General features: G+C 53.3%; 22 protein-coding genes. 5 read left to right on the plus strand and 17 right to left on the minus strand.

What is annotated here, in order from left to right; translation table 11 throughout:
* Positions 1–39 precede the first annotated feature (39 nt).
* From AC0YNV_RS25855 to AC0YNV_RS25925, 15 genes are all read right to left on the minus strand, one after another.
* Positions 40–723 carry a YdcF family protein gene (locus AC0YNV_RS25855; protein ID WP_475770596.1) on the minus strand — a complete coding sequence of 228 codons (684 nt, stop codon included), beginning with the start codon at positions 721–723 and terminating at the stop codon, positions 40–42.
* Entirely contained in the window at positions 720–1,277 is a 558-nt protein-coding gene (locus AC0YNV_RS25860; protein WP_210040522.1) for a ribonuclease FAU-1 family protein, read from the minus strand. The genes AC0YNV_RS25855 and AC0YNV_RS25860 overlap by 4 nt, the downstream gene beginning before the upstream one ends.
* Before the next feature lie 367 nt (positions 1,278–1,644).
* Positions 1,645–4,422 (minus strand): transglycosylase domain-containing protein, encoded by a 2,778-nt coding sequence (locus AC0YNV_RS25865; protein ID WP_475770597.1) that lies wholly within the window; start codon positions 4,420–4,422, stop codon positions 1,645–1,647.
* Between the two features lie 265 nt (positions 4,423–4,687).
* Positions 4,688–4,930, minus strand: a complete 243-nt coding sequence (hfq, locus tag AC0YNV_RS25870) for an RNA chaperone Hfq (RefSeq protein WP_475770598.1) — start codon at positions 4,928–4,930, stop codon at positions 4,688–4,690.
* Between the two features lie 18 nt (positions 4,931–4,948).
* Positions 4,949–5,935, minus strand: a complete 987-nt coding sequence (gene miaA / locus AC0YNV_RS25875; RefSeq protein ID WP_475770599.1) for a tRNA (adenosine(37)-N6)-dimethylallyltransferase MiaA — start codon at positions 5,933–5,935, stop codon at positions 4,949–4,951.
* A complete protein-coding gene (locus AC0YNV_RS25880) occupies positions 5,932–6,702 on the minus strand; it encodes a class I SAM-dependent methyltransferase (RefSeq protein ID WP_475770600.1) in 771 nt (256 codons plus the stop codon). Before AC0YNV_RS25880 ends, miaA begins: the two co-directional genes overlap by 4 nt.
* Positions 6,699–8,816, minus strand: coding sequence for a DNA mismatch repair endonuclease MutL (gene mutL / locus AC0YNV_RS25885; RefSeq protein WP_475770601.1), 2,118 nt, complete (start codon positions 8,814–8,816; stop codon positions 6,699–6,701). Before mutL ends, AC0YNV_RS25880 begins: the two co-directional genes overlap by 4 nt.
* A 42-nt stretch (positions 8,817–8,858) precedes the next feature.
* Positions 8,859–11,684, minus strand: a complete 2,826-nt coding sequence (mutS, locus tag AC0YNV_RS25890; protein ID WP_475770602.1) for a DNA mismatch repair protein MutS — start codon at positions 11,682–11,684, stop codon at positions 8,859–8,861.
* A 116-nt stretch (positions 11,685–11,800) separates the two neighbouring features.
* Positions 11,801–13,216, minus strand: coding sequence for a putative amidoligase domain-containing protein (locus AC0YNV_RS25895; protein WP_475770603.1), 1,416 nt, complete (start codon positions 13,214–13,216; stop codon positions 11,801–11,803).
* 158 nt (positions 13,217–13,374) lie between these two features.
* On the minus strand, positions 13,375–13,935 hold the full coding sequence (locus tag AC0YNV_RS25900; protein ID WP_210040506.1) for an outer spore coat protein CotE: 561 nt from the start codon (positions 13,933–13,935) through the stop codon (positions 13,375–13,377).
* Positions 13,936–14,247: 312 nt separating this feature from the next.
* Entirely contained in the window at positions 14,248–15,228 is a 981-nt protein-coding gene (locus AC0YNV_RS25905) for an aromatic acid exporter family protein (protein WP_475770604.1), read from the minus strand.
* Positions 15,229–15,318: 90 nt separating this feature from the next.
* Positions 15,319–16,230, minus strand: coding sequence for an ABC transporter permease (locus tag AC0YNV_RS25910; protein WP_475770605.1), 912 nt, complete (start codon positions 16,228–16,230; stop codon positions 15,319–15,321).
* Positions 16,230–17,015, minus strand: a complete 786-nt coding sequence (locus AC0YNV_RS25915; protein ID WP_475770606.1) for an ABC transporter ATP-binding protein — start codon at positions 17,013–17,015, stop codon at positions 16,230–16,232. The genes AC0YNV_RS25910 and AC0YNV_RS25915 overlap by 1 nt, the downstream gene beginning before the upstream one ends.
* Positions 17,016–17,053: 38 nt before the next feature.
* On the minus strand, positions 17,054–18,052 hold the full coding sequence (locus AC0YNV_RS25920) for an ABC transporter substrate-binding protein (RefSeq protein ID WP_475770607.1): 999 nt from the start codon (positions 18,050–18,052) through the stop codon (positions 17,054–17,056).
* A gap of 356 nt (positions 18,053–18,408) precedes the next feature.
* Entirely contained in the window at positions 18,409–19,923 is a 1,515-nt protein-coding gene (locus AC0YNV_RS25925) for a carboxypeptidase M32 (protein ID WP_475770608.1), read from the minus strand.
* A gap of 176 nt (positions 19,924–20,099) precedes the next feature.
* On the opposite strand from AC0YNV_RS25925, the gene AC0YNV_RS25930 reads away from it, so the two are divergent.
* A complete protein-coding gene (locus AC0YNV_RS25930; protein ID WP_475770609.1) occupies positions 20,100–20,441 on the plus strand; it encodes an iron-sulfur cluster biosynthesis family protein in 342 nt (113 codons plus the stop codon).
* 79 nt (positions 20,442–20,520) lie between these two features.
* Positions 20,521–21,102 carry a beta-class carbonic anhydrase gene (locus AC0YNV_RS25935; protein WP_475770610.1) on the plus strand — a complete coding sequence of 194 codons (582 nt, stop codon included), beginning with the start codon at positions 20,521–20,523 and terminating at the stop codon, positions 21,100–21,102.
* A gap of 117 nt (positions 21,103–21,219) precedes the next feature.
* On the opposite strand, the gene AC0YNV_RS25940 is transcribed toward AC0YNV_RS25935, so the two are convergent.
* Both AC0YNV_RS25940 and AC0YNV_RS25945 read right to left on the minus strand, forming a co-directional pair.
* Complete coding sequence (locus AC0YNV_RS25940; RefSeq protein ID WP_475770611.1) at positions 21,220–22,269, minus strand: iron-hydroxamate ABC transporter substrate-binding protein; 1,050 nt, start codon at positions 22,267–22,269, stop codon at positions 21,220–21,222.
* A 133-nt stretch (positions 22,270–22,402) separates the two neighbouring features.
* Positions 22,403–22,963, minus strand: coding sequence for a DUF309 domain-containing protein (locus tag AC0YNV_RS25945; protein WP_475770612.1), 561 nt, complete (start codon positions 22,961–22,963; stop codon positions 22,403–22,405).
* A gap of 122 nt (positions 22,964–23,085) precedes the next feature.
* Between AC0YNV_RS25945 and AC0YNV_RS25950 the strand changes: the two genes are divergently transcribed.
* The 3 genes from AC0YNV_RS25950 to AC0YNV_RS25960 all read left to right on the plus strand — a co-directional run bounded on the left by AC0YNV_RS25950 (position 23,086) and on the right by AC0YNV_RS25960 (position 25,918).
* Complete coding sequence (locus AC0YNV_RS25950) at positions 23,086–23,520, plus strand: hypothetical protein (RefSeq protein ID WP_475770613.1); 435 nt, start codon at positions 23,086–23,088, stop codon at positions 23,518–23,520.
* A gap of 2 nt (positions 23,521–23,522) precedes the next feature.
* Positions 23,523–23,801 (plus strand): YxcD family protein, encoded by a 279-nt coding sequence (locus AC0YNV_RS25955; RefSeq protein ID WP_210040483.1) that lies wholly within the window; start codon positions 23,523–23,525, stop codon positions 23,799–23,801.
* A gap of 203 nt (positions 23,802–24,004) precedes the next feature.
* Positions 24,005–25,918 carry a glycosyl hydrolase family 18 protein gene (locus AC0YNV_RS25960; protein WP_475770614.1) on the plus strand — a complete coding sequence of 638 codons (1,914 nt, stop codon included), beginning with the start codon at positions 24,005–24,007 and terminating at the stop codon, positions 25,916–25,918.
* The last annotated feature ends 26 nt before the right edge of the window (positions 25,919–25,944 follow it).

Genomic DNA, 25,944 nt, shown 5'->3' on the forward strand with positions numbered 1-25,944 from the left:
TTTCCAAAGACAAGGTCGGGAATGATGTTTAAATGGTGTTTAGAAGGGTGTATCCGGAGACTGAAGACCGAAGCGCAGCAGCAGAGAATCCAGCTTCCACTTGGTGAATGCCAACAATTCACGCGACTGGTTCTTCGCGACGGAAAGCACCTGCGATTTGAAGCCCACTACCACTGCATCAGAATAGCCAACATATTTGGCAATGTCAGCTGCCCTCGCAGAATGATAATCATGCGTAACGATGAGCAGGCTGTCCCAGCCCTTCCCTTCGGCAAGCGGTTTGCTGAACAGTAAATTCTCATAGGTGCTTCTTGCATCCTTTTCAAGGATCAACTGGCCAGCCGGGACTCCTTTTGCGACCAGGTAGTTTTTCATACCTTCCGCTTCTGTAATTGTCGATCCGTTATGGTCATGTCCGCCGGTTAATATAAATTGCTTCGTTATGCCCTGCTTGTACAAGGTTAGCGCATAATCAAGCCGCTCCTTTAGTCCAGGGCTCGGAACATTATCCCACAACGCCGCTCCAAGCACGATCGCAGCATCGGCTTTGGGAATCGGCTTTGGCATTTCATAGCTGTTGATGAGCCAGAACAAGTAACCGAACCAGAACGCAGCAAATGCCGCCACCCAAACAGCGATTCGCAAAATAATTCTGATCATGCGGAATTTTTTGCGGGATCGCTTTTTGGCGCGCGGCTTTGACTTCACAACTTGGGCACTCAAGACTCGCTCACTTCGCCGCTCTGCATGACGAGGGCTTTGCGGTGCTTCAGACTGAGTGTGAAATATCGGAATCGTCCGCTCCGGATGGTGGACAGTACCTTCCCGGCAGTTTTGCGGGCGAGAGCGGCATCCTTATTCGTCACCACTCCCTGCTGCAAAGCCTCTTCAAGTTCGTCCTCGTCGAGCAGAAAAACTTCTCCGCTGGGCAGAACGACAACATCCAGATACAAATCATCGAACCAGGGAACCTGCTGGTCCGTCAGTCCCTGTGTTTTGCAGATATCGATATACCATTGAACGACACGGTTCTTGTCATCAAACATCGTGGTGACGACGAAATGCTCGCCGCGGGGAAAATGCTGCATCCATAGATACCCGCGGTCTGCCAAACAAAGTTTTCGTCCGTTATATTCTTTCCACAGCGGCTCACGCAATTCGTGAATGCGGTATAACGTCACCATTCCTTTAAACTCATCGCCGTCCATATTCATGCTGGTATAGCTTCTGCGGAGAATGCGGCGCCAGTTGGCTCGGTCAGAAAATTTTCGTTTCATACGGAACGACCTTTCCGTTAGGATCACTTAAAGAATTAGGCATCTGCAAAAGAATAGACAGCTCTGAGAAGAAACAAACACCCGCTCCTTGCAGCGGTATGCCGGTCAATTCCCAACTGAAGTATCATAAAAGGTCAAGTGTAAATTCCAACCATTTATAATATTTCAAAAAAAGCTTACCATAACTTCTCAACCATCTCCAGCAGACTTGATAAATAACTCATTTTTGGTTTAAGCAAGGCAGCCGCATATGCAAGGGACTTTCCTGCCCTTATTATATGGCGGGAGGTAACATCTGTTGCTCAACAATAGGTTCTATATAGAACTATTGTGCCTCAATGCGGTGTTACTAAACCAGAAATGTAAATTATTCAGCAGTGTTTGGATCGGTGACGTCCTCTCCTCCATCAGGAGGAATAATACTGTCCGTCCCTTCAACTGCGCCCTGATTCCCGTTTCCCCCGAGATTTAAGCCGTCAAATGTTTGCTGCCCCTCCGTTCCGCTGCCGTCGTCCGGCACATTGCTGTCAGGCGGGTTTCCGTTACCTGGATTCATCGTTCCATTATCCGGATTCTGTCCGGCATTGCCTGGGATTTCCGGATTACCGCTGCCTGGATTGCCGTTGCCGGGTCCGTTATTCCCTGGACCGCCATCGTTGCCCGGATTGCCGGTGCCGTTGCCAGGTCCGCCATTGTCGTTGTTGCCGGTGCCATCATCCGGGATGCCGATACCGCCATTGCCGGGTCCGCCATTACCGTTGTTGCCGGTGCCATCTTCCGGGATGCCGATACCGCCATTGCCATTACCTCCATTACCCGGATTGCCATTGCCCGGATTGGATGGATCTATGGGATCGGTTGGCGCATTGGGATCAAGGGGAGGAACCGGTTCATCCGTGCCCGGGGGATTCAGCTCCTCCGGCGGTATCTCCACCTTCACTGTTGCTGATGGGGCGCTCTCCAGCTCTTCCTTGGCATTATAAGCCGTCACATAATACTCATAGGAAAGTCCAGGGGCAACGCTCATATCATTATTTCCGGCCGCTTCCATCGTGTCCATCAAGCGTGTGAACTGCGGCTCATTGGCTTCTTTGCGATAGATACGGTACGTATTATCCGCGCCATCCAGCGTATCCCAGGATAAGGTGACCGTTACGCTTGCCGGATCGTATACCGCATTCAGGTTCTGAACGGTTGTCGGCGGTTTCGGCTCATCCACCTGAATATCCGGCGGTTTCTTAAAGTCGTTTACCGGCATCCCTTTCATTGCCGGCTCCATGACTTTTGCGAATAAAGCGGCTGATTGGCCGCTGCTTTGCTTCAGCAAATGCTCTTTGTCTGTTTTGTCATAGCCCATCCATACAACGGCCGTCCATTCCGCAGTAAAACCGGAGAACCAGGCATCGCGGTTATAACCGGAGCTGTAATTGGGAATGCCATGCTGTGTTGTACCGGTTTTGCCCGCTACAGGACGGTCAATTCTGGCTCCTGTTCCCGTTCCGCCTTTCTCCAGGACGCCCTGCATAATATCCGTCATGTAATAAGCGGTTTCCTTCTTCATTACCTGCTTCGCTGCCGGCGGATCATACTCATAAACGGTTTCGTCATTCGTATCTACAATCTTCTGCACCGTATGGGGATCAACGGATTTGCCGTCATTGGCAAAGGCGCTGTATGCCGCCGCCATCTGAAGCGGCGTCACGCCATTCGTGAGCCCGCCAAGTCCAATCGCCAGATTGCGGTCTTTCTCCTCATCGAGATGAAAGCCCAGCTTGTCGGCAAAATCAAGCCCTGTCTTCACGCCAATCTCATTGAGCAGCCATACCGCAGACGCGTTGCGGGATTCCTTGATGGACTGCCGGATGGTGATCGGTCCGATATATTTGTTCCCATTGGAGTCGCTTGGGCAGTAATCGCCGTAGCATTTTTTCTCATCCAGTACAGTCGACCACGGGAACCAGTCCCCAGAATCGATTGCCGGCCCATAGACGGTAATCGGCTTGAAGCCCGACCCCGGCTGACGCGGCACATTAACACGGTTCAAGCCTTTCTTCTCGTAATCGCGGCCTCCGACGAGACCCTGAATGTTCCCGTTGCGGTGATCGACAATAACCATCGCACCCTGCACCTGCTGATCATCCACGCTTTTCTCAAAATTATCCGGATCTGCGAATTCTTTTTCCATAATGGATTGCGCAGTCGTGTTGAGCGTCGTGTAGATTTTATAACCGCCCTGGCGCAGCTCATCTTCAGTCAAACCTGATTTATCCTCTGCCTCACTGACCACAAAATCAATAAAAGCGGGATATTTCTGGCTGTTGGCCGTCGCGGTGTTCGGGTTATATACTTTCGCATTTGCCTCATCCATTTGTTCCTTGGTGATATAGTGTTGATCATACATCAACTGGAGCACGACGGACCGCCGCTCCTTGGAACGCTCGGGATCGCTGATTGGATTATAATTGCTCGGCGCTTTCGGAATGCCGGCCAAGGTCGCAATCTCCCACAGCTCCAGCTTGTCTAGCGGCTTGTTGAAATAAACCTTCGCAGCCGCCTTGACGCCGTAAGCGGTTTTGCCAAAAAAGATACGGTTCAAATACATCGTTAATATTTCATCTTTCGTTTTCTTATGCTCAAGTGCAACGGCAATGGAAGCCTCCGTCGCTTTCCGGAAGAACGTTTTATCCTGCGTTAAAAACAGGTTTTTGGCCAATTGCTGCGTAATCGTGCTTCCGCCCTCGGCCGCGCTGCGTGATACAACGTCCTTTACCAGCGCCCGGCCGATTGACCATAAATCGATACCGGAATGTTCTTCGAAACGCCGGTCCTCAGTTGCAATGAACGCATCTCTCATCATTTCGGGAATTTCGGCAAATTCCACATTTTCGCGATTTTCCCTGTACAGCTTGGTCACTCCCTGGCCGTTCGCATCATAAATGATCGAAGCCTCGGGCATCTCGAATTTATCCTGGTTGTCCGCGAGAATCCGTTCTCCGTTCAAAATAACTAACAAGTATGCAATAATCCCGCAAATAATGGCGACTGCGCCGGTAAAAAACAACCAGACTGCTGCCTTCTTGCCCGAAAATTTTTTCTTTGCTTTTTTCTTTACCGGTTTCTTCTTGGTGCGTGGTGCATCAGCCATAGCCCGGTTCCCCTCCTGCTCGCAGCGAGTGATCTCTCGCTTTATGTGTATACGTCTATAGTGCTTAACTACTGCAAAAGCAATCCATCCTGGAGCAGATTTACCCAAGCTGCAGCAAGCGTACTCATCGGCGGCCGCAAATAAACGAATATTGGGCCATAAACGAAAAGAACAACCCTGCACGTTGGCGGGTTGCTCTGTCGTGCCGCTATCCAATTAAACGAAACCCGTTTAGAAAAAGTTTCAAAACGGGTTGGTTGAAGGCTTATGCCTCGTTGTTCGTGTCCTGCTGTGCCAATGATACATTGCGCTGTGGGGTAAACGTGGAAATCGCATGCTTGTACACCATCTGCTGGCGTCCTTCACTATCAATGACGATGGTGAAATTGTCGAATGCTTTGATGACTCCGCGAATCTGGAACCCATTGGTCAAATATACCGTAACCGGGACGCTGTCTTTACGCAATTGGTTCAGAAACGTATCCTGAATGTTGATTGATTTGTTCATTATCCGTTACCCCCATCATTAAAAAGATTGGTTAGAAGTATATTCAAGCTCGCCCCTAAACTTTCCTGCTATTATATCATGAATTGCAAGCAAATTCTTGTGAAAATTTTCAGATGAATCGATCCAGTGGATATCCTTCATTCTTCGAAACCAGGAGAGTTGGCGTTTGGCGTACCGGCGCGTATCCCTCTTGAGCAGAACGATTGCTTCCTCTAGCGACAAATGGCCTTCAAGGTAGAGGGCGATTTCCTTGTAGCCCAATCCCTGCATGGAGACTGCGCCGGGCTTGACGCCCTGCTGCAGAAGGCCTCTCATTTCGTCGACCAGCCCATCGGCAATCATCGCGTCCACTCTTTCGTTGATGCGGGCGTAGAGCATTGCACGGTCCATGGTAAGCCCGAGAAAGCACAATTCGTAAGGCGAGATCCTCTTCTGACCCTCCAGCTGTGCGGAAAGAGTGATTCCCGTCAGATGAAGGACCTCCAGGGCGCGTATGATGCGGCGCTGATCATGGGGATGCAGCCGTTCGGCGGACTCGGGATCGACAGCCCGGAGCCGCGCATGAAGCGCCTCGGCGCCATGGCTCAAGGCATAATCCGCCTGCTCCTCCCGGAAAGCTTCATCCGACCCGCTGTCGGCAAATTCATAGCCGTATGCGACGGATTCCACATATAGGCCAGTTCCCCCGACGATAAACGGAAGCTTCCCGCGGCTCGTAATATCCCTGATCAGATCCGCGCAGCGATCCTGAAACTCAGCCACGGAGAACGGATAATCGGGATCGCAAATATCAATCAAGTGATGAGGTATGCCTTCACATTCTTCTTCCTTGATTTTGGCCGTCCCAATATCCATCCCTCGGTATACCTGCATAGAGTCTCCGGATATAATCTCGGCATTCCACGACTTGGCAATTTCCAGGCTCATACGTGTTTTGCCTGAAGCCGTGGGACCGATAAGCACAAGCAGCCGCGGCTTCGTATTGAGGTTGTTGTCGGCGCTCATCGCGTATTGATCACTCCATAAGCAATTTTGTTTGCATGTTCTCTGGTAAAGCCCAGGCGCTCGAATTCGCGGCTGTCCTTATGTTCTTTCATCACGACTGATTTGCGGGCAATCCGGACGGCGTGTGAGACTGATTCAGGATCGAGCGGATGCGGATTGGCAAGTCCGCGCAGCGGTACAATCGAAGATGAATCGTGAAGCGGCCTTCGGAACATGGGATCAAAATAGACAATATCGACACTCTTGTCAGGCTGTTCCGCCAGCCAAGTCTTGTGATCGATGCAGCGCATTTCGATCCGGCGAAGCGCCTCATTCACATCAGAGTGGCTGGTTTGATAGCTCTGCAGGCCCTCTCTGACAACAGCGAACAGCACCTGCTCGCTTTCCAGCGCGGTAACCCTGCCTTCCTGGCCCACGGCGTACGAGAATACGATGGCATCCGAGGCGAGGCCAGCCGTGCAATCCACCACATGATCGCCCGGGCGGCAGCCGGTCAACTGAATCAATGGATCTGTCTCGCCCTTGCGCATCCGCTTGACTCTGACATAAGCCATGCTGGGATGGAAATACAGCGGATTGTCCGATTCCTCATAATAACGCAGTCCGCGGTCATCTGCAACAAGGAGGCGGTTATCCCCATAGCGCAGCCGCAGCCGCGTCAGGGATTCCTGCTTGCGCGCGACAAAACGGGCGCCCAGCTCGCTTGCCAATGAAGCGGCATAATCCTCAAGCGCGGAGGATGGCTTATGCGGGGTGGTGATGATCATGACATCACCCGCTTGAACATTTTCTCCAGCTGATAGGTCGACATATGCACAACAATCGGTCTCCCGTGAGGACAGGTATAAGGCTGCCGGCAGCTGGCAAGCCGCCGGATCAGACCTTCCCCCTGCTCGCGGGTCAGGCGGTCATTGGCCTTGATCGAAGCTTTGCAGGAGCACATGATGGCCGATTTCTCGCGCAGCTTCCCGATGTCTACACCCGCTTTTTCACTCAGCAACCACTCTATCATTTCCTCAATGACCGACTGCTCGTCCCCTACCGGGAGCCACTGCGGGTATGCACGAACAAGAAAAGCATGACTGCCAAAAGGCTCCAGCTCAACTCCAGCCTTCTCCATAACCGGCAAACGGTCTCGCAGCGCCGCCGCTTCGGTGGGCGTGAATTCCAGCGTAATCGGCACCAGCAACTGGGTGCTGGCCTGCTCGGGATGGCTGAACTTCTCGAAATAATATTCATAATGAATGCGCTCGTGGGCCGCATGCTGATCAATCAGGAACAGCCCGTCCTCATTTTGCGCAACAAGATATGTGCCATGAAGCTGCCCGACCCAGTAAAGCTCGGGAAACAGCCCGTTGCCTGATGGCGACTCGGACATGCTGCCGGCTGAGCCGGCGACGCCGGAGGCATCACCTGATTCAGGAGGAAGAAAGGAATGTTCCGGCCTGTCCGTCTCCGAAAACGACGTTTCTTCGCCGCTCCCGGAATCTCCGAATATATGGGGAGTAGGCTCGCTGCCTGTCATACCGGTCAATCCTCCGGCAACCGTTGCGCCTGGTTTTCGCTCTACCAGCGCACCTGCGGCCGTTTCCCGGATTACATTGTCGCTGCGCGCCGCAGGCGGCGCATAAAGCCTCTCCGTCGCATCTCTGGGAATAACCGTGCGTCCGCTCTGCCAATCAAGCGAGCCGCGTCCGGCAGCGGCTCGTGACGGCTGCGCACTGCCGCCCGGTATACCGGGAGCATTCCCCCTCTGCGGTTCATCGCGGATATCCCCGGCCGAGCTTATTCTGACATCCGGTGAGGCGGACGGCTCCGGCTGGTGGAACGATATCCGATCCTGAACAAATGCGGGCTTCGAACGCTCGTTCGTGGACGGGCCGGGAATATGGCGCTGCTTGCCGAGCGCCTCGACGATGATTTGTTCAATAAATTGGCGGAGCTCAGGCTCCTTGCTGAAGCGCACTTCCATTTTGGAGGGATGCACATTGACATCCAGCAGGCTTGGATGCATCCCCAGCTCCAGCACGGCAAACGGATAACGGTTAATGGGCAAAAGCGTATGGTAAGCCTGCATAATTGCCTGATTGATGATATAGCTTCTGATATAACGGCCATTGACGACAATGGTAATCCCGTTGCGGTTGGCCCTGGTTTGCTCCGGCTTGGATATGATACCGCGCAGGTCATAATCGGGATGCTCTCCTTCAATGGCCAGCATGGCTTTGGCTGTTGTCGTCCCGTATATCGCGGCAAACGTCTGGAGGCGGTCACCGCTGCCCAGTGTGCGCAGCAGGAGTCCGCCATTATGCTTGAGCGTAATCGCGATACCGGGATGCGCGAGCGCCAGCCGGTTCACATAATCGGCGATGTGACCGATCTCGGTCTGGATGGTCTTCATATACTTCAGACGGGCCGGTGTATTGTAGAATAAGTCCCGAACGGAAATATCCGTCCCTTGCGGAGCATTATGCTCCTCATTCTGGACAATGCTGCCTCCCTCAATAACAAGTCTCCTACCAAGTCCGGTTGCATCCGGTGATGAAATACATTCGACCTTGGCAACGGCAGCGATACTTGGCAGGGCTTCGCCGCGAAAGCCCAGGCTTGAAATCCGGAACAGATCCTTGCCGGAGGAGATTTTGCTCGTTGCATGGCGGTAGAACGCCATGGAAATATCCTCCGGATCGATCCCGGAGCCGTTATCCGTGACGCGGACCAGCGTCAGGCCCCCCTCCTCAATCACGATGTCTATCGTCGTGCTGCCTGCGTCAATCGCATTCTCGACCAGTTCCTTCACTACCGAAGAAGGCCGCTCCACGACCTCTCCCGCCGCAATCTGATTCGCCAACTGCTCATCCAGCACATGGATTTTAGCCACAAGGGCCACCTCCCTTTAACTCTCGATCTTCCTTACAGGTGTTCACTTCTCTGCAGCAAGCTTCATCTTCATTTCATTAAGCAGCTGCATGGCCTGCAAGGGAGTAATATTGAATAAATCAAGCTTTCGCAGCTGCTCGGCAACCTGCTCGGCTTTGGGACTCGTCTTCCGGGTCCGTGTCTGCAGGGCAGCAGAATTCTCAAAGATCGACAGCTGAACCACCTCTGAAGCCATATCCGGCGTCAAGGTGCTGCCGCTCTGCGAATCAGATTGATGATCGTCGGTTGATTGCTGGGCTTTCTCCGATTCCTCCACGCTCCGGTTAGCTCCTGCGCTGACGGAAGACATGTCAGACCCGGCTGCCCCGGCAGGTGCGTCGACCGCCGGTGCATAAGAGGAGGCAGTCTCCCGCACAGCATCAATCACCGCTGCCCTGCCGGGCGGATCCACAAGAGCTTCCAAGACCGGCAGCCTGATCGCCTCGTCAGCGTGAGAGGCAAGCAGCGTATACGCGCGGGAGATGATCCGCTCCGGCAGTCCGGCCAGCTGCGCGCAGTAGATCCCGTAGCTGCTGCTGGCAGCGCCGGGGACCAGCTTGCGCAGGAACGTGACATTATCGCCGGTTTCCTGGACAGCCATGCACACGTTCCGCAGCAGCGGAAGCGTCTCTTCCAAATGGGCCAGCTCGTGAAAATGGGTGGATACCAGCGCTTTGCAGCCAATCTCGTGATGCACATATTCGATAACAGCCTGCGCGATGGACATTCCTTCTCCGGTCGAGGTGCCGCGGCCCAGCTCATCGATGATAACAAGGCTTTGCCTGGTCGCCTTATCCGTCATGGCCTGAATATCCTTCATCTCAACCATGAAGGTGCTCTGTCCGCCGATCAGATCATCAGCCGCGCCGATACGGGTGAAGATCCGGTCGATCAGCGGGATTACGCCGCGCTTGGCCGGAATAAAACAGCCAATCTGCGCCATGATGCAGATCAATGCGACCTGGCGCATATAGGTGCTTTTACCCGCCATATTCGGTCCGGTAATCAGCAGCATCGAAGCCCCGCCGCCTTCCAGCGAAGTGCCGTTCGCAATGAACGGGGAACCTTCGATAACCGCTTCTACGACAGGGTGACGGCCATCTTCCACGACTAGATCGAAGGCATCGGTGACCGCTGGTCTGACATAACGCTGCTCTGCGCTCACCGTCGCATGCGACTGGAACACATCCAGCATGGCCACTGTTTCAGCCAGCTTCTGGAGCCGGTTCAAATGGACGGTAAGATGGTCGCGGAGCTCGACGAATTTGCTGTACTCCAGATCGATCATCTTCTCTTCCGCTTCTAGGATGAGCCGCTCTTTCTCTTTCAGCTCGGGGGTCACGTACCGCTCCGCATTGGTTAAGGTTTGTTTGCGCTCATAACGCCCCTCGGGCAGCATGGAGATATTGGCCTTGGACACTTCAAGATAGTAGCCGAAGACACGGTTGTAGCCGATCTTCAGCGATTTGATTCCGGTTGCCTCCCGCTCCTTGCGTTCCAGCTCAGCCAGCCATTTCTTCCCGTTCACGCTCGCTTCCCGGAGTTCGTCCAGATAAGGATCATAACCCGAGCGAATAAGACCGCCCTCCCGGACCGAAATCGGCGGATCATCCACGATAACCGTCTCAATCATATCGGCAAGATCGGTGCAGAGGTCAATCTCCTCCACCAGTCTGCGCAGCGTGGACGATTCGGAATCCGCACATAAGGCGGTTAATGCAGGTACGTGCCGCAGCGACGACTTGAGCGCATTCATATCCCGGCCATTCGCGCTCCCGAACGCCACGCGGCCAACCAGCCGCTCCAGATCGTAGATCTCGCTCAGCTCGCGGCGCATTTCATCCCTCAGCATAAAATCGCGATGGAGCAGATCCACCGCTTCCAGGCGTTCATCGATCATTTTGACCGAGAGCAGCGGCTTGTCAATCCATCTTCGCAGCAACCGCGAGCCCATCGACGTCCGCGTGCGGTCCAGCAGCCAGAGCAGCGAGCCCTTCTTGCTGCGGCTCTGCACAGTCTCCACCAGCTCCAGATTGCGGCGTGTAAACGGGTCCAGAATCATAAACTGATTGGGCTCATACGCTCTGATCTGTCTGACATGGCCGAGCGAGCGCTTTTGCGTCTCTTCGAGATAACCCGTAAGAAGGCTGATCGCCCGATACCGCGCCGGTGCGAGTTGGTGCAGGTCATCTCCATCGAATTGTCCGCTCAGCTTCTGCTCGTCCATTACCTCGCGGGCCGTAAACAAAACAGGTCTGTTCCAAGCGGCAGCCTGCGGCTTCAACAGTTCAATCAATACTGCATCGCCGACAATTTCTACAGGGTGATAAACATTGATTTCGTCGGTCAAAAGCTCAAGTCTTGCAGCGAAGGACGTAACGTACAGCTCGCCTGTCGTCAGATCGCAGGCTGCAATTCCGTATGAATCGCCCTGGACTGAAACGCCAACGATAAAATTATTAGCCTTGTCGGTGATGGATTTGGTCTCCATAACGGTGCCCGGAGTAATAACGCGGACGATTTCGCGCCGAACCACTCCCTTGGCTGCAGCCGGGTCTTCCACCTGCTCGCAAATCGCCACCTTGTAGCCTTTTTCTATCAATCTTGCTATGTATCCTTCAGCGGAATGATAAGGCACGCCGCACATCGGTATCCGTGTCTCGCCGCCGCCGCCGCGCGCTGTCAATGTAATTTCAAGCTCACGGGACGCCGCGATGGCATCGTCAAAGAACATCTCATAGAAATCGCCAAGCCGAAAGAACAGAAACGCGTCCTTCGCCTGCTCTTTTACCGCCAGATATTGCTGGATCATCGGGGTATGTACTGTCACTTCTCGCCCCTCCTAGGTAGGGAATATTCAATTGGGAACATCAGACCTTCAGTATAACAGAAAAGCCCGCACGGGTGGAATGCGCGGCTGACGCAGATACAGGCAGCAGGCTTCCATTATTGAAAAGGGGCAATCCGCCATTTTTGCCGGATGTCCATCGATACATCCCAAATGCTCCCCCGCCGCGCCGCTTCAAGCAGCGGCTCGATATAAACCTTGAGTTCTCTGTATGCGGGCGTACCCGCCATCGCCTTCGCCAGCGGCTCCAGACAACGGGTGCGCAGCAGCTCCCTGTCGCCCTTATAATAGGCAGCGGCAATTTCCGCCTCCTCCGAGGGGCGGTAGCTGAGCCTGGCGCTCTCCCGGGCGCACAGCAGCGATAAGGCAAACACAGCCTTGGCGGCGGCGGGAGAATGCAGCCAGCTCGGCAGCGTACGGTATTCAAAGCCTCCGTGCGGCTGCATGCGAAAATCGCCCAGAAAGCCGTAACGCGGGCGCCTGGCATGCTCGGCGGGCGATTCCACCATCGCAAGCGGCAGCGCCACATAGCTGTCCAGCTGACGCAGCAGCCTGCCGGTCATCCGCACGCCGCTCAAATGAATATGGCCGCCCAGCGCAAAGCCCCGCACGGGCATGCCTCCCGCGCTCCACCGCAGCGTCGGGTCCGTGATGCGCGCTGCAGCCTGCCCCAGCAGCCGGCGGATGTTCCCCGCCAGCCCCATTACCGTCGAGGCGGGCTCCGGTCGCAGCTCCGCCACGGGGTACCTTACGCGGCCGCCGATGAGCACGGCGTCGCAGCCGGCTCCCTGGCCGCCTTCCAAATAACGGGCGGCCGATATAACCCTGCCGCCAGAGCCAAGCAGCAGGAATTCAGGATCCGCCCCCAGCATAATCCCGGCCCCCTGAGCCTCGCTGCCTGCTGCAGCACCCCCGGCTATATCTGCGGCGAAGTCAGCCGCGGCAGTCTTCCATACGGTCTGCTCCATATCCTCAGCGCTTGGCAAGCGCGCCTCGACGACCGCATATCGCCCTTGTTCATTGGCCTGGAGAGTTATGAGTCCCATATCCAATCCAAGAGCGTACAACGCTTTGACGGCTATCCGCGTGAGTGGGCGATAAAGGCTGCTTGACGGCTCAAGCAAGCGTGAAGCCTGCTCCCCCCTCCAGCCTTTCAGACCGCCCTCAGACAAATCTCTGCTAACCGAGATCGGCTGCAAATTGAATAGCGCTACCGTGAACAAGCGCAGATACTGACCGTCGTAGCGGCGCGTCTGATCCTCTTGCATAAGAGGAGCGGTGGCCACACCAGCCTGCTCAAGTCTGCGCTGCGTCTCCTCTGCATCCCGCAGCGCGAAGGCGGCTGCGCCCCCGTTCAGCATCAGAGGCTCCCCTTCCCGCCGCCAATCCGCTGGCAACGCGGATTCACCGCATACAATAACGGCATCGCCGGCAAGCGGGATTCCGTCACTCCACGCCTGCGGCATGCTCCATACTGCTCCGCCGCCACCCCAATACCACACCCTGCCGCCCATGATTCTCGCTCCGATCCAGCAATTTGCATATACAGCCGCTCCTTTACGGAGCAGCCGGCAAAATTAAACCTTAGAAAGGTAAAAAAAAGAGGGCTCTCGCCCTCGAATCTGTTGCCTCTGCCGCATAGGATACTTTATCCCGCTGTAACCCGCTAAAATTACAGCTCGTCGTCCAGCAGCTCCGGATCCAGATCTTCATATTCGCCGTCCTCGTCACCGTACTCAAGACCTTTGCCGTCATGATCGCAGCCGCCCTGGCAAACCGCGACGCATACTTTCGTTTCCGCGATCATCTCTACCACAAATTCCCGTTCGACACGAATAACGACGCTCGAGCCGCTCGCCGATATATTCGCCTCCACACAATTAGGTTCTTGTGTCGATTCAGCCGTTACTTCTTCTGTAGAAGCGCGGTGCTTCGGATCGAGGTAGGAGAGCGGCACATGCTCAACATAAGACAGGGTCTCTTTGGCTACGTCCGTTTCCGAATTTTTGTTGTAAGAATACCAGATGTTGATATCGTAAGTACCGATGACCTCAATACCATCGCCCGAACGTACCGCTTCATACTGGTGATTGATGACCCAGGCTCCCAATATGCTTGTGGGATGATGAGGCGGCGTAACGGTATGGGTCACTGTTGAAAACTTACGACCTTTGCCGCAGACAGCTTTCGTTATAATTTCTCTGCACTGAAGCTGTTTATCTGCTATTGCCATGTATTTAACCTCCTCCATACAATCATTCAATAAAGTGTATGCAGGACATAGGCATTTGTTGATTAAACTTAAGAGGAACAAAAATATATTGTTCTAAACTCTGTATAAAACCAAAGGTTTTCCCTCACGGGAAATTAATGCGGATCGAGAATTGCTGCTCCAAATACGCCGCTGAATCCAACCTATTAATGAAGTATCCCGCACAGCTTTAGTAAGTGGCAGGGGGTTATTGACAAGGACAAACCTATTATAATTCTTTGATCTGAAAATACTTTGCCGTGCTATTGATATGAGGGAAATTGGGAAATAGGATCAAGAAGAAGCAGCCTTCTGGCCCCTTTTCTGTTTCTTCCAGCGCTTGGCGATGCTCAAATACCGCTCCAGCTCATGCATCAGCTGCAAAATCGCTGCACGGATCTCGAATTCCTCCCGGCTCACAGGCAGAGCCATGGCGCGGAACCGTCCCTCAAGCACGGACAGCTTGCGCTCGATCGATCCCTCGTAGACATCCGACTTCACATCATCCGGCAAACTTTCGAACAGCTCGGCCACCAGCTCCCCCTGCGGAAGCTTCTCATAGACAAAAGCCAGCAGGACAAGCATCTGCTGAATGGACTCCAGCTGCTGCCGGCGCATTTCAAAGTAGGTCGGCCAGTATTTCCACGAATCGTCAGACTGGCCCCACAGGCGGTTTTCCTTTCTCATATCCGCTCGCCTGATCCCTTCATCGATTACTTGTCCGGATTTAAGAAGCTCTTCCCCGTTCCAGACCAGGGAAGGACTCCGCAGCGTCTGGCCCATATAATGAAAAATATCGCTGAACAGCCGCTCCGTCTCATGCCGCAATGACGTCAGCCGCTTCTCGTCCTTGGGCATATAAATCAGATTGATGATCGTCGCCCAGCCCAGGCCTGTCAGCAGCAGCAATACTTCATTAACTATCAGCGCACCCGTTACTTCTTCTCGTGCATATATATGAAAAACGATAACAGCGCTTGTTGCGATGCCGTCCTTCAAATGCAATCTCGAAAGGATCGGGAAAGCCAGCAGCACAAAAATCGAAATCGTCCATAAATGAAAGCCAAGCACGATAAACAGGAAGGAGGCAAAAATAAGTCCAAGCACAGAGGCCATAAAGCGCACAAAAGCGCTTTTCAGCCCTTTCATGCGCGTTACTTCGACACCGAGTATGGCAAGCAAGCCCGCCGAAAGCGCCGGATCCAGACCAAAATAATGGGCGGTATACAATGCTGCCAACGCGGCTATAGCGGTTTTGATGACGCGGATTCCCATAATAACCCTCTTCAGGCAGATGCCAACGATGTTAGAAACGCAAGAATATCAGCTTACCCCAATATCTGCTTGCATGTCTTCAGTTTCATCCTAACGCCCCGTCCGGCCCCGCGTCAACCACTGCTCCAGCGCGACGACCAGACGGTACATCACAGTCGCGACAACGGCTATTACCACCAAGCTCGAGAGCACCAGAGTGAAATTAAATACCTGGAAGCCGTATACGATCAAATAGCCAAGACCTGAACGCGACGTGAGAAACTCGCCTACGATAACGCCTACCCAGGCAAGCCCTACATTCACCTTCAACGTGGATATAATGGTCGCAAACGAGTCCGGCATAATAATTTGAGTGAATATCTGGCGCCTCGTACCGCCGAACAAACGAACCACCTTGATCAGTCCCGCATCCACCTCACAGAAGCGGCTGTAAATGCTCAGCGTCGTGATAATCACCGTTACCGAGAGGGTAGTGGCCACGATAGCAGTGAAGCCCGCCCCGAACGCAATGATGAATAAGGGCCCAAGCGCGACCTTCGGCATACTGTTCAGCACGACCAGGTAAGGGTCCAGCACACGCGAGACAAAAGGAAACCACCAGAGCATGGCGGCAAGCGCCGTCCCGAGGATGGTGCCCAATACAAAACCGACAATCGTTTCGGCCGAGGTTATCCCGATATGCGGGATCAGACTCCCATCAAGAATTGTCGTCCATAACTGATTGAACAGCTTGCTGGGATAGCTGAACAGCAGCACATCGATCCAGTCCCGGCGGCCGGCTGTTTCCCACAGTCCGATAAACAGCACAAGGAGCAGCAGTTGTACCGAGAGGATCTTCCATTTGATACGCCTCATCCCGCTCAGATAGGTGCGGTGCAGATTGCTCAGACGGGCAGCCGTGTAGGTCCCATCTGGCTCGGCAGAGCTGTCCCTGCCTTCAGCATGATCGTCAATGGCTTCATTGGCGTAAGACTTTCCGTCCTCTTCTTCACCGTGGTTCATCAAGTTTCCCCTCCCTTCCCGCTTGCCTGCTCCAGTGCCTGCCAAATCTCCTCGAACCGGTCCTGAAACTCCGGCAGCTTCCGCGCCTCAGTCGGCAGCAAGCCGCTGATGCTTTCCGGCATATCGAATACGGCGCTGACATGTCCCGGATTCGCGCCAAGCACAAATACCCTGTCGCTCATGGCTGCCGCCTCGCCAAGATCGTGGGTGACCAGCACAGCGGTTTTGGAGAGTCTCCGCAGGGTCGTCTGCACCAGGTCTTCAAGCTGCAGCTTGATCTGCAGGTCAAGCGCCGAGAAGGGCTCATCAAGCAGCAGAACATCGGGCCTTGTGGCAAGCGTCCGGACAAGCGCGGCGCGCTGCCTCATCCCCCCTGACAGCTCATGCGGCATCCGTCTTTCCATCCCGCCGAGGCCAAGCTGCTCCAGAAGCGACCGGGCATAATCAACAGCTTCAGGCGTCTGGCTGCCGCTGATCTCAAGGCCCAGCAGCACATTGCTCAGAATGGTGCGCCACGGCAGCAGATAATCCTGCTGCAGCATGTATCCGATCTTCGGAGATGGCTTCAAAATTTTCTCACCGCCCACCGAAACAATTCCTTCTGTAGGAAGGATCAGCCCGGCAAGCAGGCTGAGCACGGTGGTTTTCCCGCAGCCGCTTGGCCCGACGAGACTGACGAATTCTCCCTTGGCAACGGCCAGATTGAGCCTTTCGACAGCAAGCGTCGTTCCGCCTGCGTTCACGTAGACATGCGTGACATCTTGAAGCTTCAGAACGTTCTCCATGGATTCATCTCCTTCTCCCGCGGGCTGCTTAAGCGGCATTACTTCATGGCTTGCTCGGCGAACGTATTGTTAACCAGCGCCGTATGATCCGTCCTCGCCGCAAGCTCGCCTGCTTCTGTCATGACATCCTGCAGGTTATCCCATTCCTGTTCATCCACAACAGGATCGGTTGCAAAAGAACCCTGCTGCTTGTAGCGGTCAATAACACGGATGACAATGTCCCGCTCCGTATCCGGAAAATACGGCAGAACAACATCGGCAATCTCCTCGGCGCTGTGCGAATTCACCCACTGCTGCCCCTTATAGACGGCATTGGTGAACTTTTGCACCGTATCCTCGTTTTTGTCGATATAGCTCTGCTTCGTCATAAACACGGTATATGGCAGATGGCCGCTCTCAACGCCAAAGGAAGCGATGACATGTCCTTTGCCCTCTTTCTCCATAATCGATGCCTGAGGCTCGAAGAGCTGCACATAATCCCCTGTACCGGATATAAAAGCCGCCGGGATGTTGGCAAAATCGACATTTTGAATCAGCGTCAAATCCTTCTGCGGGTCAATTCCCTTCTTCTTGAGCGTAAATTCTCCGGCCATTTGCGGCATACCGCCCTTGCGCTGCCCCAGGAATTCACTCCCTTTCAGCTGATTCCAGTCGAAGTTCTCCACAGGCTCGCGCGATACGAGAAATGTGCCGTCCGTCTGGGTCACCTGCGCAAAATTGATCACGGGATCCTTGCTGTCCTGCTGGTAGACGTAAATCGAGGTTTCCGAGCCCACCAGCGCCACGTCAATCGCATCTGTGAGCAGAGCCGTCATCGTCTTGTCGCCCCCCGGCGTTGTCTGCAGATCAATCTCCAGGCCCTCATCCTTGAAAAAGCCTTCCTCCACCGCCACATACTGCGGCGCATAGAATAAAGACCTGGTAACCTCGCCGATCCGCACCTTGACTGGCCCGTCAGCATTCTGGCCGCATCCGGCCATTACCGCCGCCAACAGGAGCAGAGCCAGCAGTAATGGCAGCCTTTTTGAAATCCGCATATGAAAATCCCTCCCCTGAAAAGCAAACTATTCTGTAGAACAGCCTATGCAGAGGGAACCCTTGTGGTGAAACAAACATCAAGACTTGTGAAAAAAAATGGAGATTACCTGACATCATAGACCATAGGGAGGCCTTCGCAAAAACAACGCACAATTGTCCTGGCAGCAAAGCAGCCAGGCAAGATAAGAAGAAACGGCTGCGCCGTCCTTGGCGGCAAAGTTAGTTTCTTCCCTCAAGCCTTATAGACATGTATAGAAGTGAAACTTATACATGATATAAGCTCAAAAAAAGGCCAACCAGATTGATTCTGGCTGACCTCTTCGCTCAATAACGGCAGATCCCAACGACGGTTCAATTATAATTTGTAAATATCGCTGTATTTCTTTTCCAGGTAAGCGACCAAATAATCGGGATCAAGCGGCTTGCCGGTAATGGCATTAATGAGCTCCGAAGGCGTCCGCAGCTTGCCGTATTGATAAACCTTGTCCGTTAGCCATGCTTTAATGGGAAGAAGCTCGCCGCGCTCGACCAGACCCCAAAAGCCCGGAATCTCCTGCTCCATGGTGACGGTTATTTGAGCGGCATACATGTTGCCCAGCGAATAGGAAGGGAAGTAGCCGAATGCCCCGCCGGACCAGTGGACATCCTGCAGCACGCCTTCCCCGTCGTTTTGCGGTACAACTCCCAGATATTCGCGGTACTTCTCGTTCCACAGCGCAGGGAGCTCGGAGGCTTTGACCCCTTCGTTGAAAATAAGCTTCTCCATCTCGTAGCGGATAATAATATGGAGATTATAGGTCAGTTCATCCGCTTCAATACGGATAAGCGAAGGCTTCACCACATTGGTGGCGCGGTAGAAATCCTCAACACCCACATCCAGCTGACCGGGAAAATGCCGCTGCAAATCTCCGAAATAACGGCCCCAGAACGGCTTACTGCGTCCGATTACATTTTCCCAGAAACGGGATTGCGATTCGTGAATCCCCATAGAAGTACCGGTGCAGAGCGTCGTTCCAATCAGTTCTTTCATGATGTTCTGCTCATAGAGCGCATGACCGCCCTCATGGATCGTTCCGAACAGCGCGCTTGTCACATCATCCGTCAAATAACGGGTCGTAATCCGCACATCCCCCGGGTTCAGGCCGGTTGCGAACGGATGCACGCTCTCATCAAGCCGTCCACCCGTGAAATCAAAGCCCATCTGCTCCAGAATGAACAGACTGAATTTCTTCTGGGCTTCCTTGGCGAAGGTTTGTCTCAGAAATCCGCGTTCGGGCTGATGGGGCGATGCGGCAATAGCCGCAGCAAGCGGAACGAGCTTCTCACGGAGTCCTCCGAATACCTGATCCAGCTCAGAGGTAGTCATACCCGGCTCATAAGCATCAAGCAGCGTATCATAGCGGGTAGCTCCAGGGCCCCACAGATCGATGAACTGATTATTATATGTAATGATTTTATCCAGATAGGGCTCAAACGACGCATAGTCGCTTTTTGCCTTGGCCTCTTCCCACATGGATTCGGCTTGCGAGGTCAGCACCACATATTCCTGATAAAGCTTGGGCGGGATTTTTACGCTGCGGTCGTAATCCTTGCGCGTTTCCTTGACCAGCCTGCGGTCTATCTCGCTTAAGCCCGATTGGTTTCCTTCCTGCTCCAGCTCCATCAGCCACTCGCCAAGCTCCGGCGCGGTGGAGAGCTTGAACATTTGACCGGACAGCATGCCGATCGCTTCGCTTCTTGCCTCCATTCCCTTGCGGGGAGCGCCGGTGCGCAAATCCCAATACAGCACGCCCAATGCTTCCTCATAGCTCTTGATTTGGGCAATCCGCTCGCGAAACGAGCTCAATGCCTGCTCAACGCTTGTCGTCATACAGATTCCACCTTTCGGAAATGATAATCGTATTTCTGCAAAAAAACCGCCGTCTTCACGGCCATGGCCTTATCCAAATAAAGCCTCTACTTGATCATACTTTTCTCAAAACGTATAATCAACTTTAATCCATGTTTACTTAAATAGATCCCATCATTCGAGAGGAGCTTCATTCCATGCATTTTACCTTTACCCCCTCAGCCGTGGAGCAATTGTCCGAACAGATAAAAGATGATGATCGAAGCCTGCGGCTAATGTATGATACCGAGGGCTGCGGCTGCGCCGTTAACGGCGTCCCCACCCTGCAGCTTATCAAGGCTCCTGCGGCTGACAACAAGCTTGGCGAAGGAGATCCCTTCTCCGTCTGGTACGATCCGAATTACGAGGTTTTCTTTGAGCCAAACCTGCGCATCGATTTTGACAAGTCGCGGCATGCCTTCAGCCTGAAAAGTGACAACCAGATCTACACCACAAATCTGAGATTGCTGAAAGAAGATATTCAAAACGTTCAATTTTGATCATGAGGTGAACGGTTTGAATTTGAATTGAATCACAACCGGATTACATAACTAAAGAGATTAGGATTGGTGAGTAAACGTGAGAAACATCGAGAATATTTTATCCTTTAATGATCATTTTGTTGAAAATCGCGAGTACGAGCAGTATCTGACCGACCGTTTTCCCGACAAGAAGATGGTTATTGTCACTTGTATGGACACCCGCTTGACCGAGCTGCTGCCAAAAGCGCTGAACCTGCGCAACGGCGATGCCAAAATCATCAAAAACGCCGGCGGCATCATCACCCAGCCCTTCGGCAATATTATGCGCAGCGTGCTGATCGCGGTTTATGAGCTGGGCGCTGACGAGGTGCTCGTCATCGGCCATCATGAATGCGGAATGACCGGACTCGATCCGGAAAACGTCATCCAGCATATGACGGAGAACGGGATCAAGGACGAAACCATCAACACGCTGCTGCATTCCGGAATGGATCTCAAGCGCTGGCTTACCGGGTTCGACGATGTCCATGACAGCGTGCTGAAGAGCGTCAGCATTATCCGCAATCATCCGCTGCTGCCGCCCAATACGCCGGTTCATGGCCTGATTATCCACCCCGGCACCGGAAAGCTGGATCTGCTGACCAAAGGTTACGATATTGTGGAGAGCAAGCAGAACTAGGATGTTTTTTTAGAGCGCGCCGCTGCCTCCCTGTTTAATGGGTTCTCATTTGCAAACAAAAAGTGTGCAGCCTTCCTGTCTGGGACAGGAGCTGCACACTTTTTTTGTTTCGGCTTGTTATTTTACGAGCCTTTTGAGCGTATCGTCCATAATTTGCCCGCCTGCTTCATAACCGCTGTATAGCCAGCTGCTGGTTGAAGGCATATCATAAACATGGCCAGCCTTAACGGCAGGGAGATTCTTCCAGATTGCACTGTCCAGTGTTTCCGTCGTTTTGTCGCTGTTCACCAGGAAGATATGATCCGCATTAAGTCCAGCCAGCTTCTCCAGCGATACGGGACTCCAGGTAGCTTTCTGGTCAGCCGTAATATCGGACACCAGATTCGGAGGCGTCATGCCAAGATCGCCATACAGAACGGCGCCGCTGGAACGGGTTTCGTCCACGATATAGAACTGCTTCTGCACCAGCCACAGGATCGCCGCGGATTGTGTGCCGATGGCTTGCTGAAGCTTCGCCTTGGTATCGGCCACCTTCTGGTCATAATCCTTCAGCGCCTGTTCGGCCTCCTCCGTCTTGCCAAGCAGCTCGCCTATCTTGAGCAACGTCTTGCGCCAGTCTTTATTGATTTCATCGCCAATTACGTAGGTCGGCGCTATTTTGGCATATTGCTCATAAAGACCTTTTTGAACCTGCGACTCGGAGCCAATCAGGATCAGATCAGGCGAGAAGCTTGCCACCGCCTCGAGCGGCAGATCGTAGCTGATAATCGGAATGCCCTTCAAATCCCCCTGCAAATAATCCTGGACACTTTCCGGCCCAATCGACCATTGGGCTACGGGCTTGATGCCCAGTGCGACCAGATGATCCTCAAGATAAGAAGCAAGAATCCGCTGTGGATCAGCCGGAATCGTCACTTCATGACCCATCGCATCCGTCACGATTTTCTCAGTTTGCGCTTCGTTGGGCATGTCTGTGCCGCTGCCTTCCGGAGCTGCCGGATCTCCTGTCGGGCTGGTGGCGGAATTGCCTGCTGACGGTGTACCGGCGCCGCTGTTATTATCAGCCTTGCCTGCCCCGCCGCATGCCGCCAGAAATACGGTCATCACCAGCAAGACGCTCAATACCAAGGTGAATTTTAAAGAACGTTCTTTACGCGAATGATTCATGAGTTCCTCCTGCTTTTCTCTGTAAGTTATAGAGCGTCCATTATGTAAGATGATGCGTTCATCGCCCTCAAACTATGATAATGATAATCAATATCATTGTCAATGAGAAAATTGGCCCCCATTCCTCCTCCCGTCAAGATTCCTCTTCCGTCCTTACTTGTCCGTTTGACGTCTTCTTAAGTTTCTTGGCCGCCGCGGCTGCCGCTCTTGCTGCGATGACATCGCTCCGATCCCGCAGCGTATGACGGTGCAATAGTTCTTGATCCTCCGGGCTCTTTGCGCCCCATACAAGATTCCGGGAGCTGCAAATCTCTTCACATTCGAGCCTCAGCGCTTCATCCGCAAGCGGCAGGTTCATATCACGGAACGGCCCCCCCACTTCCAATCCGGCAAGGCGCTTTCTCACTATACGAATCAGTTGATGTCCGTCCAGGCCGAGCCCTTCCAGATGTTGAGGCACCAGCCGGTCCAGCGATTGCCGGAGCATCTTGGCCGCGCCGCGAAGATTGCCACGGCGGTGATGATAGGAGCCAACCGCAATTTGTATCAGACCGACCCAGGTATCTGCATACGCATCACCAGGATGTTCTTTCCAATACTCCTCCAGCAGCTCATGACATTCAAAGTAATCCCGCGTTCCATGAAATTCCACTAAATATAAAATATAGGCCTTTGGGTAGTTGACATCTCCCATTGCTATCCTCCTGAATTTCGACGTGATACGCATTAAAAGTGAAACCTTTGATCATATTAGACGTAATTGAAGGGAAAGGCAATGATCCTTTCATCGCCTAAATACCAGAAGGAGAATGACAGATGAAAAAAGGTTTAATGTTGTTCATGGCGTTCACACTCTTCTTTGCTGTCAGTGTGGGATCGGTAGATGCCAAAAGAGGCGGAGGCTTCAAGTCTCCCAGACAAGGCTTTACCCAACACCCCACAAAGAATCCCGATAGCGGAATAAATAAATCGACAGGCGGGACAAGCGGTGCCGTAAAATCAGGTACGGCTGCAACAACGAAACGCGGGTTTTTCAGCGGCGGCAGCTTAATGCGAGGTTTGATGATTGGCGGCCTTGCCGGCCTGCTGTTCGGCGGAATATTCGGAGGAATGGGATTCCTGGGCAATTTTCTGGGATTGATCATCAACGTGCTCGCTATCTACATTCTGATTGCGGCCATACGGGGTATCATCCACTACTTCCGTAATCGGCGCAGGCCATCCAATCCGAACAACCGGGGTTCCTATTAATAATGAGGATTTATACGGATGAGATCATCAATGCGATTTGCCTGAATATAGCGGATCGCAAAGGCCTTCCTCCTACCGCGGTAGAAGCGCAATTGTCATGGGACGAGCAGTATGGCTATACCGCCGAAGTTTGGGTGCAGGGCCGCAGCCAGTATCTGGTCGAAGCCAACCTGCTGGAAGCGATCGAGCAGTATATGCTCAAGCAATACCAAAGACGCGTATTCCGCTCCCAGATCAAATTGGATGTGGACGAAGAGTTTTGGGCAGATATTGAGGATTAATTCTGGTTAAACGTATTGTTTATTACAAGAAGATCGGACATGGAGGAACAAGAGCCTTCATGCCGGTCTTTTTTTATGGACTTGACAAAAAGGTTGCAGCTGTCAGCGATGTAAATAATGGAAGACCGGCATTCTGCCGAAACCTCCTCTCTATTCAGGCGTTTAATCTACTAGACTAGTAGAGGAGGAGCTGAATCAATCTTATGCGTCAACGATGGAAGCTGATCATTGCGATCGCGATGATTCTGCAAGCTGCATACGGAGCAGCCGCTTCTTCTGTAAGCGCCTCCGATCTTACGACCCATTACCGCGTCTATCAGAATGATCAGGCGGTTAAGGAATTTTCGACCGAAGCGGGAGCAATCGCTTTTGCGAAAAATTTGACGTACAGCCATGTTGAGCTCATAACCGGTCGAGTATGGGTATGGGATAATTTTCCCAAATACAAGGTATATGAGAATGGGTATTCCACTGGCAACCGGGAATTCAGGACGCTTGCCGAAGCGAAGACCTTCGCGGGGAAGCTTCATTTTCCGCAAATCCGCGACCTGGAGCAGCCAGGATGGATATCCGGCACCTACCCCCGCTTTCAAATGTTCCAGGGCGACAAGTCGCTGCCGGGATGGAGCTATGCCTCTCTGGATGAAGCCAAGCAGGCCGCAAAGGCTTACAGCAATATACACATTGTCGAGCTTGCGACCAATCAATGGATTTGGGATAACTTAAGCGCTGCGCTAAAGCAGGCCCAACGTGCGGCGGCAGCGGTTTACGATATCCGGCAGAATGGCGCATCGACCGGAAGCATGCGCTACTCCTTCCTCCTCGATGCCATGCGAGCCGCTGCCAGGCAGCCAGGAAGCGTTGTGGTAAACACCGCAACCGGACTTGTTCCGTATACAACAATAAAGCCGTTCACTGTCACGCAAAATGGCCGGCCGGTTCAATCCTTCAGCGGGCTGGGCGGCGCGCTGGTTTATGCCAAAACGCTGTCTGGTGCGGCAATCGAAAAAGACGGTCAGGAATGGTGGACCAATATTCCTTATTTGAGCGTTAGACAAGGGGAGCGTGTTGTGTCCTATTTTCATACGAGACAAAGCGCAGTTGCCTTCGCCAAGGGTTACAAGAATGCTTCGGTCGCTGCGGCAGACGGCCGTATTATTTGGAGCGATACAAGAGAGCTTGCTTATTTGGCCTGGAATGGCACATCCAGCACGGATACCATACTAGCACAGGTCCAAAATACACAGGGGCTGGATATCGACTCCCCTTCCTGGTTCGAGCTTGCCGGGTCAGACGGAACGCTGACCGATTATTCCGATCCTGCTCTTGCGGCATCGATGGAGAAAGAGGACTTAAAGCTGACGCCGCTTGTTCATAATCAGTTTGATACGAAGATGACCAGCGTTTTCCTCCGCAATCCGGCTGCAAAAGCCAAATTCATCAACTCCCTGGTGGAGCGTCTCGCAGCGCTTAAGGTTGAAGGTGTGAATCTTGATTTTGAGGGGCTGGACGGGGGCGACCGCGCCCTCTACACTTCCTTCGTTGCCAGTCTTGCTGAGGCTGCGCACCAACGCGGCCTGACGGTATCCATCGATTTGCCGCGCGGCGATGTGGCGTGGGATGCCCAGACCGCCTATGATCATAAGGCTTTGGCGAATATTGCCGATATGATCATGATCATGGCTTATGACCAGTATTGGGAGGGCAGCCAGCAAGCCGGCTCCGTCTCCGAGCTTCGCTGGGCTGAAGAGGGAATCAAGCAGTTCCTCGCCTACGGGATTCCCCGCGGCAAGCTGATGCTGGGCATTCCCTTCTATGTCCGCGAATGGCGGCTCGACTCAGCAGGAAAGCTGGTCGACAGCAAGGCTGTCTTTATGAAGGACGTCGCGGAAACGATTCAACAGCAAGATGCTGTCGGCACGTATGATCCCGGAGCAGGCCAAACGAAATATACGTATAAAAAAGACGGGTATACGTATGTATTCTGGGCGGAAACAGCGGATACCGTGAAGGCGCGGGTTGACCTCGCCAGAAAATATGGCCTGGCAGGCGTTGCGGCCTGGCGTCTGGGCTATGAAAGCTCCGCTCTTTGGACGATGCTATTACAGCAGAAGTAAAGATTTGTCCGCCACTTCATTAGTGC

Source organism: Paenibacillus sp. JT31N11, from assembly GCF_056269285.1.

Excerpts from the sequence above, each read along its gene's own strand:
- AC0YNV_RS25860 (WP_210040522.1), bottom strand. The coding sequence starts at position 1,277 with ATGAAACGAAAATTTTCTGACCGAGCCAACTGGCGCCGCATTCTCCGC.
- AC0YNV_RS25865 (WP_475770597.1), bottom strand. The coding sequence starts at position 4,422 with ATGGCTGATGCACCACGCACCAAGAAGAAACCGGTAAAGAAAAAAGCA.
- hfq (WP_475770598.1), bottom strand. The coding sequence starts at position 4,930 with ATGAACAAATCAATCAACATTCAGGATACGTTTCTGAACCAATTGCGT.
- miaA (WP_475770599.1), bottom strand. The coding sequence starts at position 5,935 with ATGAGCGCCGACAACAACCTCAATACGAAGCCGCGGCTGCTTGTGCTT.
- AC0YNV_RS25880 (WP_475770600.1), bottom strand. The coding sequence starts at position 6,702 with ATGATCATCACCACCCCGCATAAGCCATCCTCCGCGCTTGAGGATTAT.
- AC0YNV_RS25895 (WP_475770603.1), bottom strand. The coding sequence starts at position 13,216 with ATGGGCGGCAGGGTGTGGTATTGGGGTGGCGGCGGAGCAGTATGGAGC.
- AC0YNV_RS25900 (WP_210040506.1), bottom strand. The coding sequence starts at position 13,935 with ATGGCAATAGCAGATAAACAGCTTCAGTGCAGAGAAATTATAACGAAA.
- AC0YNV_RS25905 (WP_475770604.1), bottom strand. The coding sequence starts at position 15,228 with ATGGGAATCCGCGTCATCAAAACCGCTATAGCCGCGTTGGCAGCATTG.
- AC0YNV_RS25910 (WP_475770605.1), bottom strand. The coding sequence starts at position 16,230 with ATGAACCACGGTGAAGAAGAGGACGGAAAGTCTTACGCCAATGAAGCC.
- AC0YNV_RS25915 (WP_475770606.1), bottom strand. The coding sequence starts at position 17,015 with ATGGAGAACGTTCTGAAGCTTCAAGATGTCACGCATGTCTACGTGAAC.
- AC0YNV_RS25920 (WP_475770607.1), bottom strand. The coding sequence starts at position 18,052 with ATGCGGATTTCAAAAAGGCTGCCATTACTGCTGGCTCTGCTCCTGTTG.
- AC0YNV_RS25925 (WP_475770608.1), bottom strand. The coding sequence starts at position 19,923 with ATGACGACAAGCGTTGAGCAGGCATTGAGCTCGTTTCGCGAGCGGATT.
- AC0YNV_RS25930 (WP_475770609.1), top strand. The coding sequence starts at position 20,100 with ATGCATTTTACCTTTACCCCCTCAGCCGTGGAGCAATTGTCCGAACAG.
- AC0YNV_RS25940 (WP_475770611.1), bottom strand. The coding sequence starts at position 22,269 with ATGAATCATTCGCGTAAAGAACGTTCTTTAAAATTCACCTTGGTATTG.
- AC0YNV_RS25945 (WP_475770612.1), bottom strand. The coding sequence starts at position 22,963 with ATGGGAGATGTCAACTACCCAAAGGCCTATATTTTATATTTAGTGGAA.
- AC0YNV_RS25950 (WP_475770613.1), top strand. The coding sequence starts at position 23,086 with ATGAAAAAAGGTTTAATGTTGTTCATGGCGTTCACACTCTTCTTTGCT.
- AC0YNV_RS25955 (WP_210040483.1), top strand. The coding sequence starts at position 23,523 with ATGAGGATTTATACGGATGAGATCATCAATGCGATTTGCCTGAATATA.
- AC0YNV_RS25960 (WP_475770614.1), top strand. The coding sequence starts at position 24,005 with ATGCGTCAACGATGGAAGCTGATCATTGCGATCGCGATGATTCTGCAA.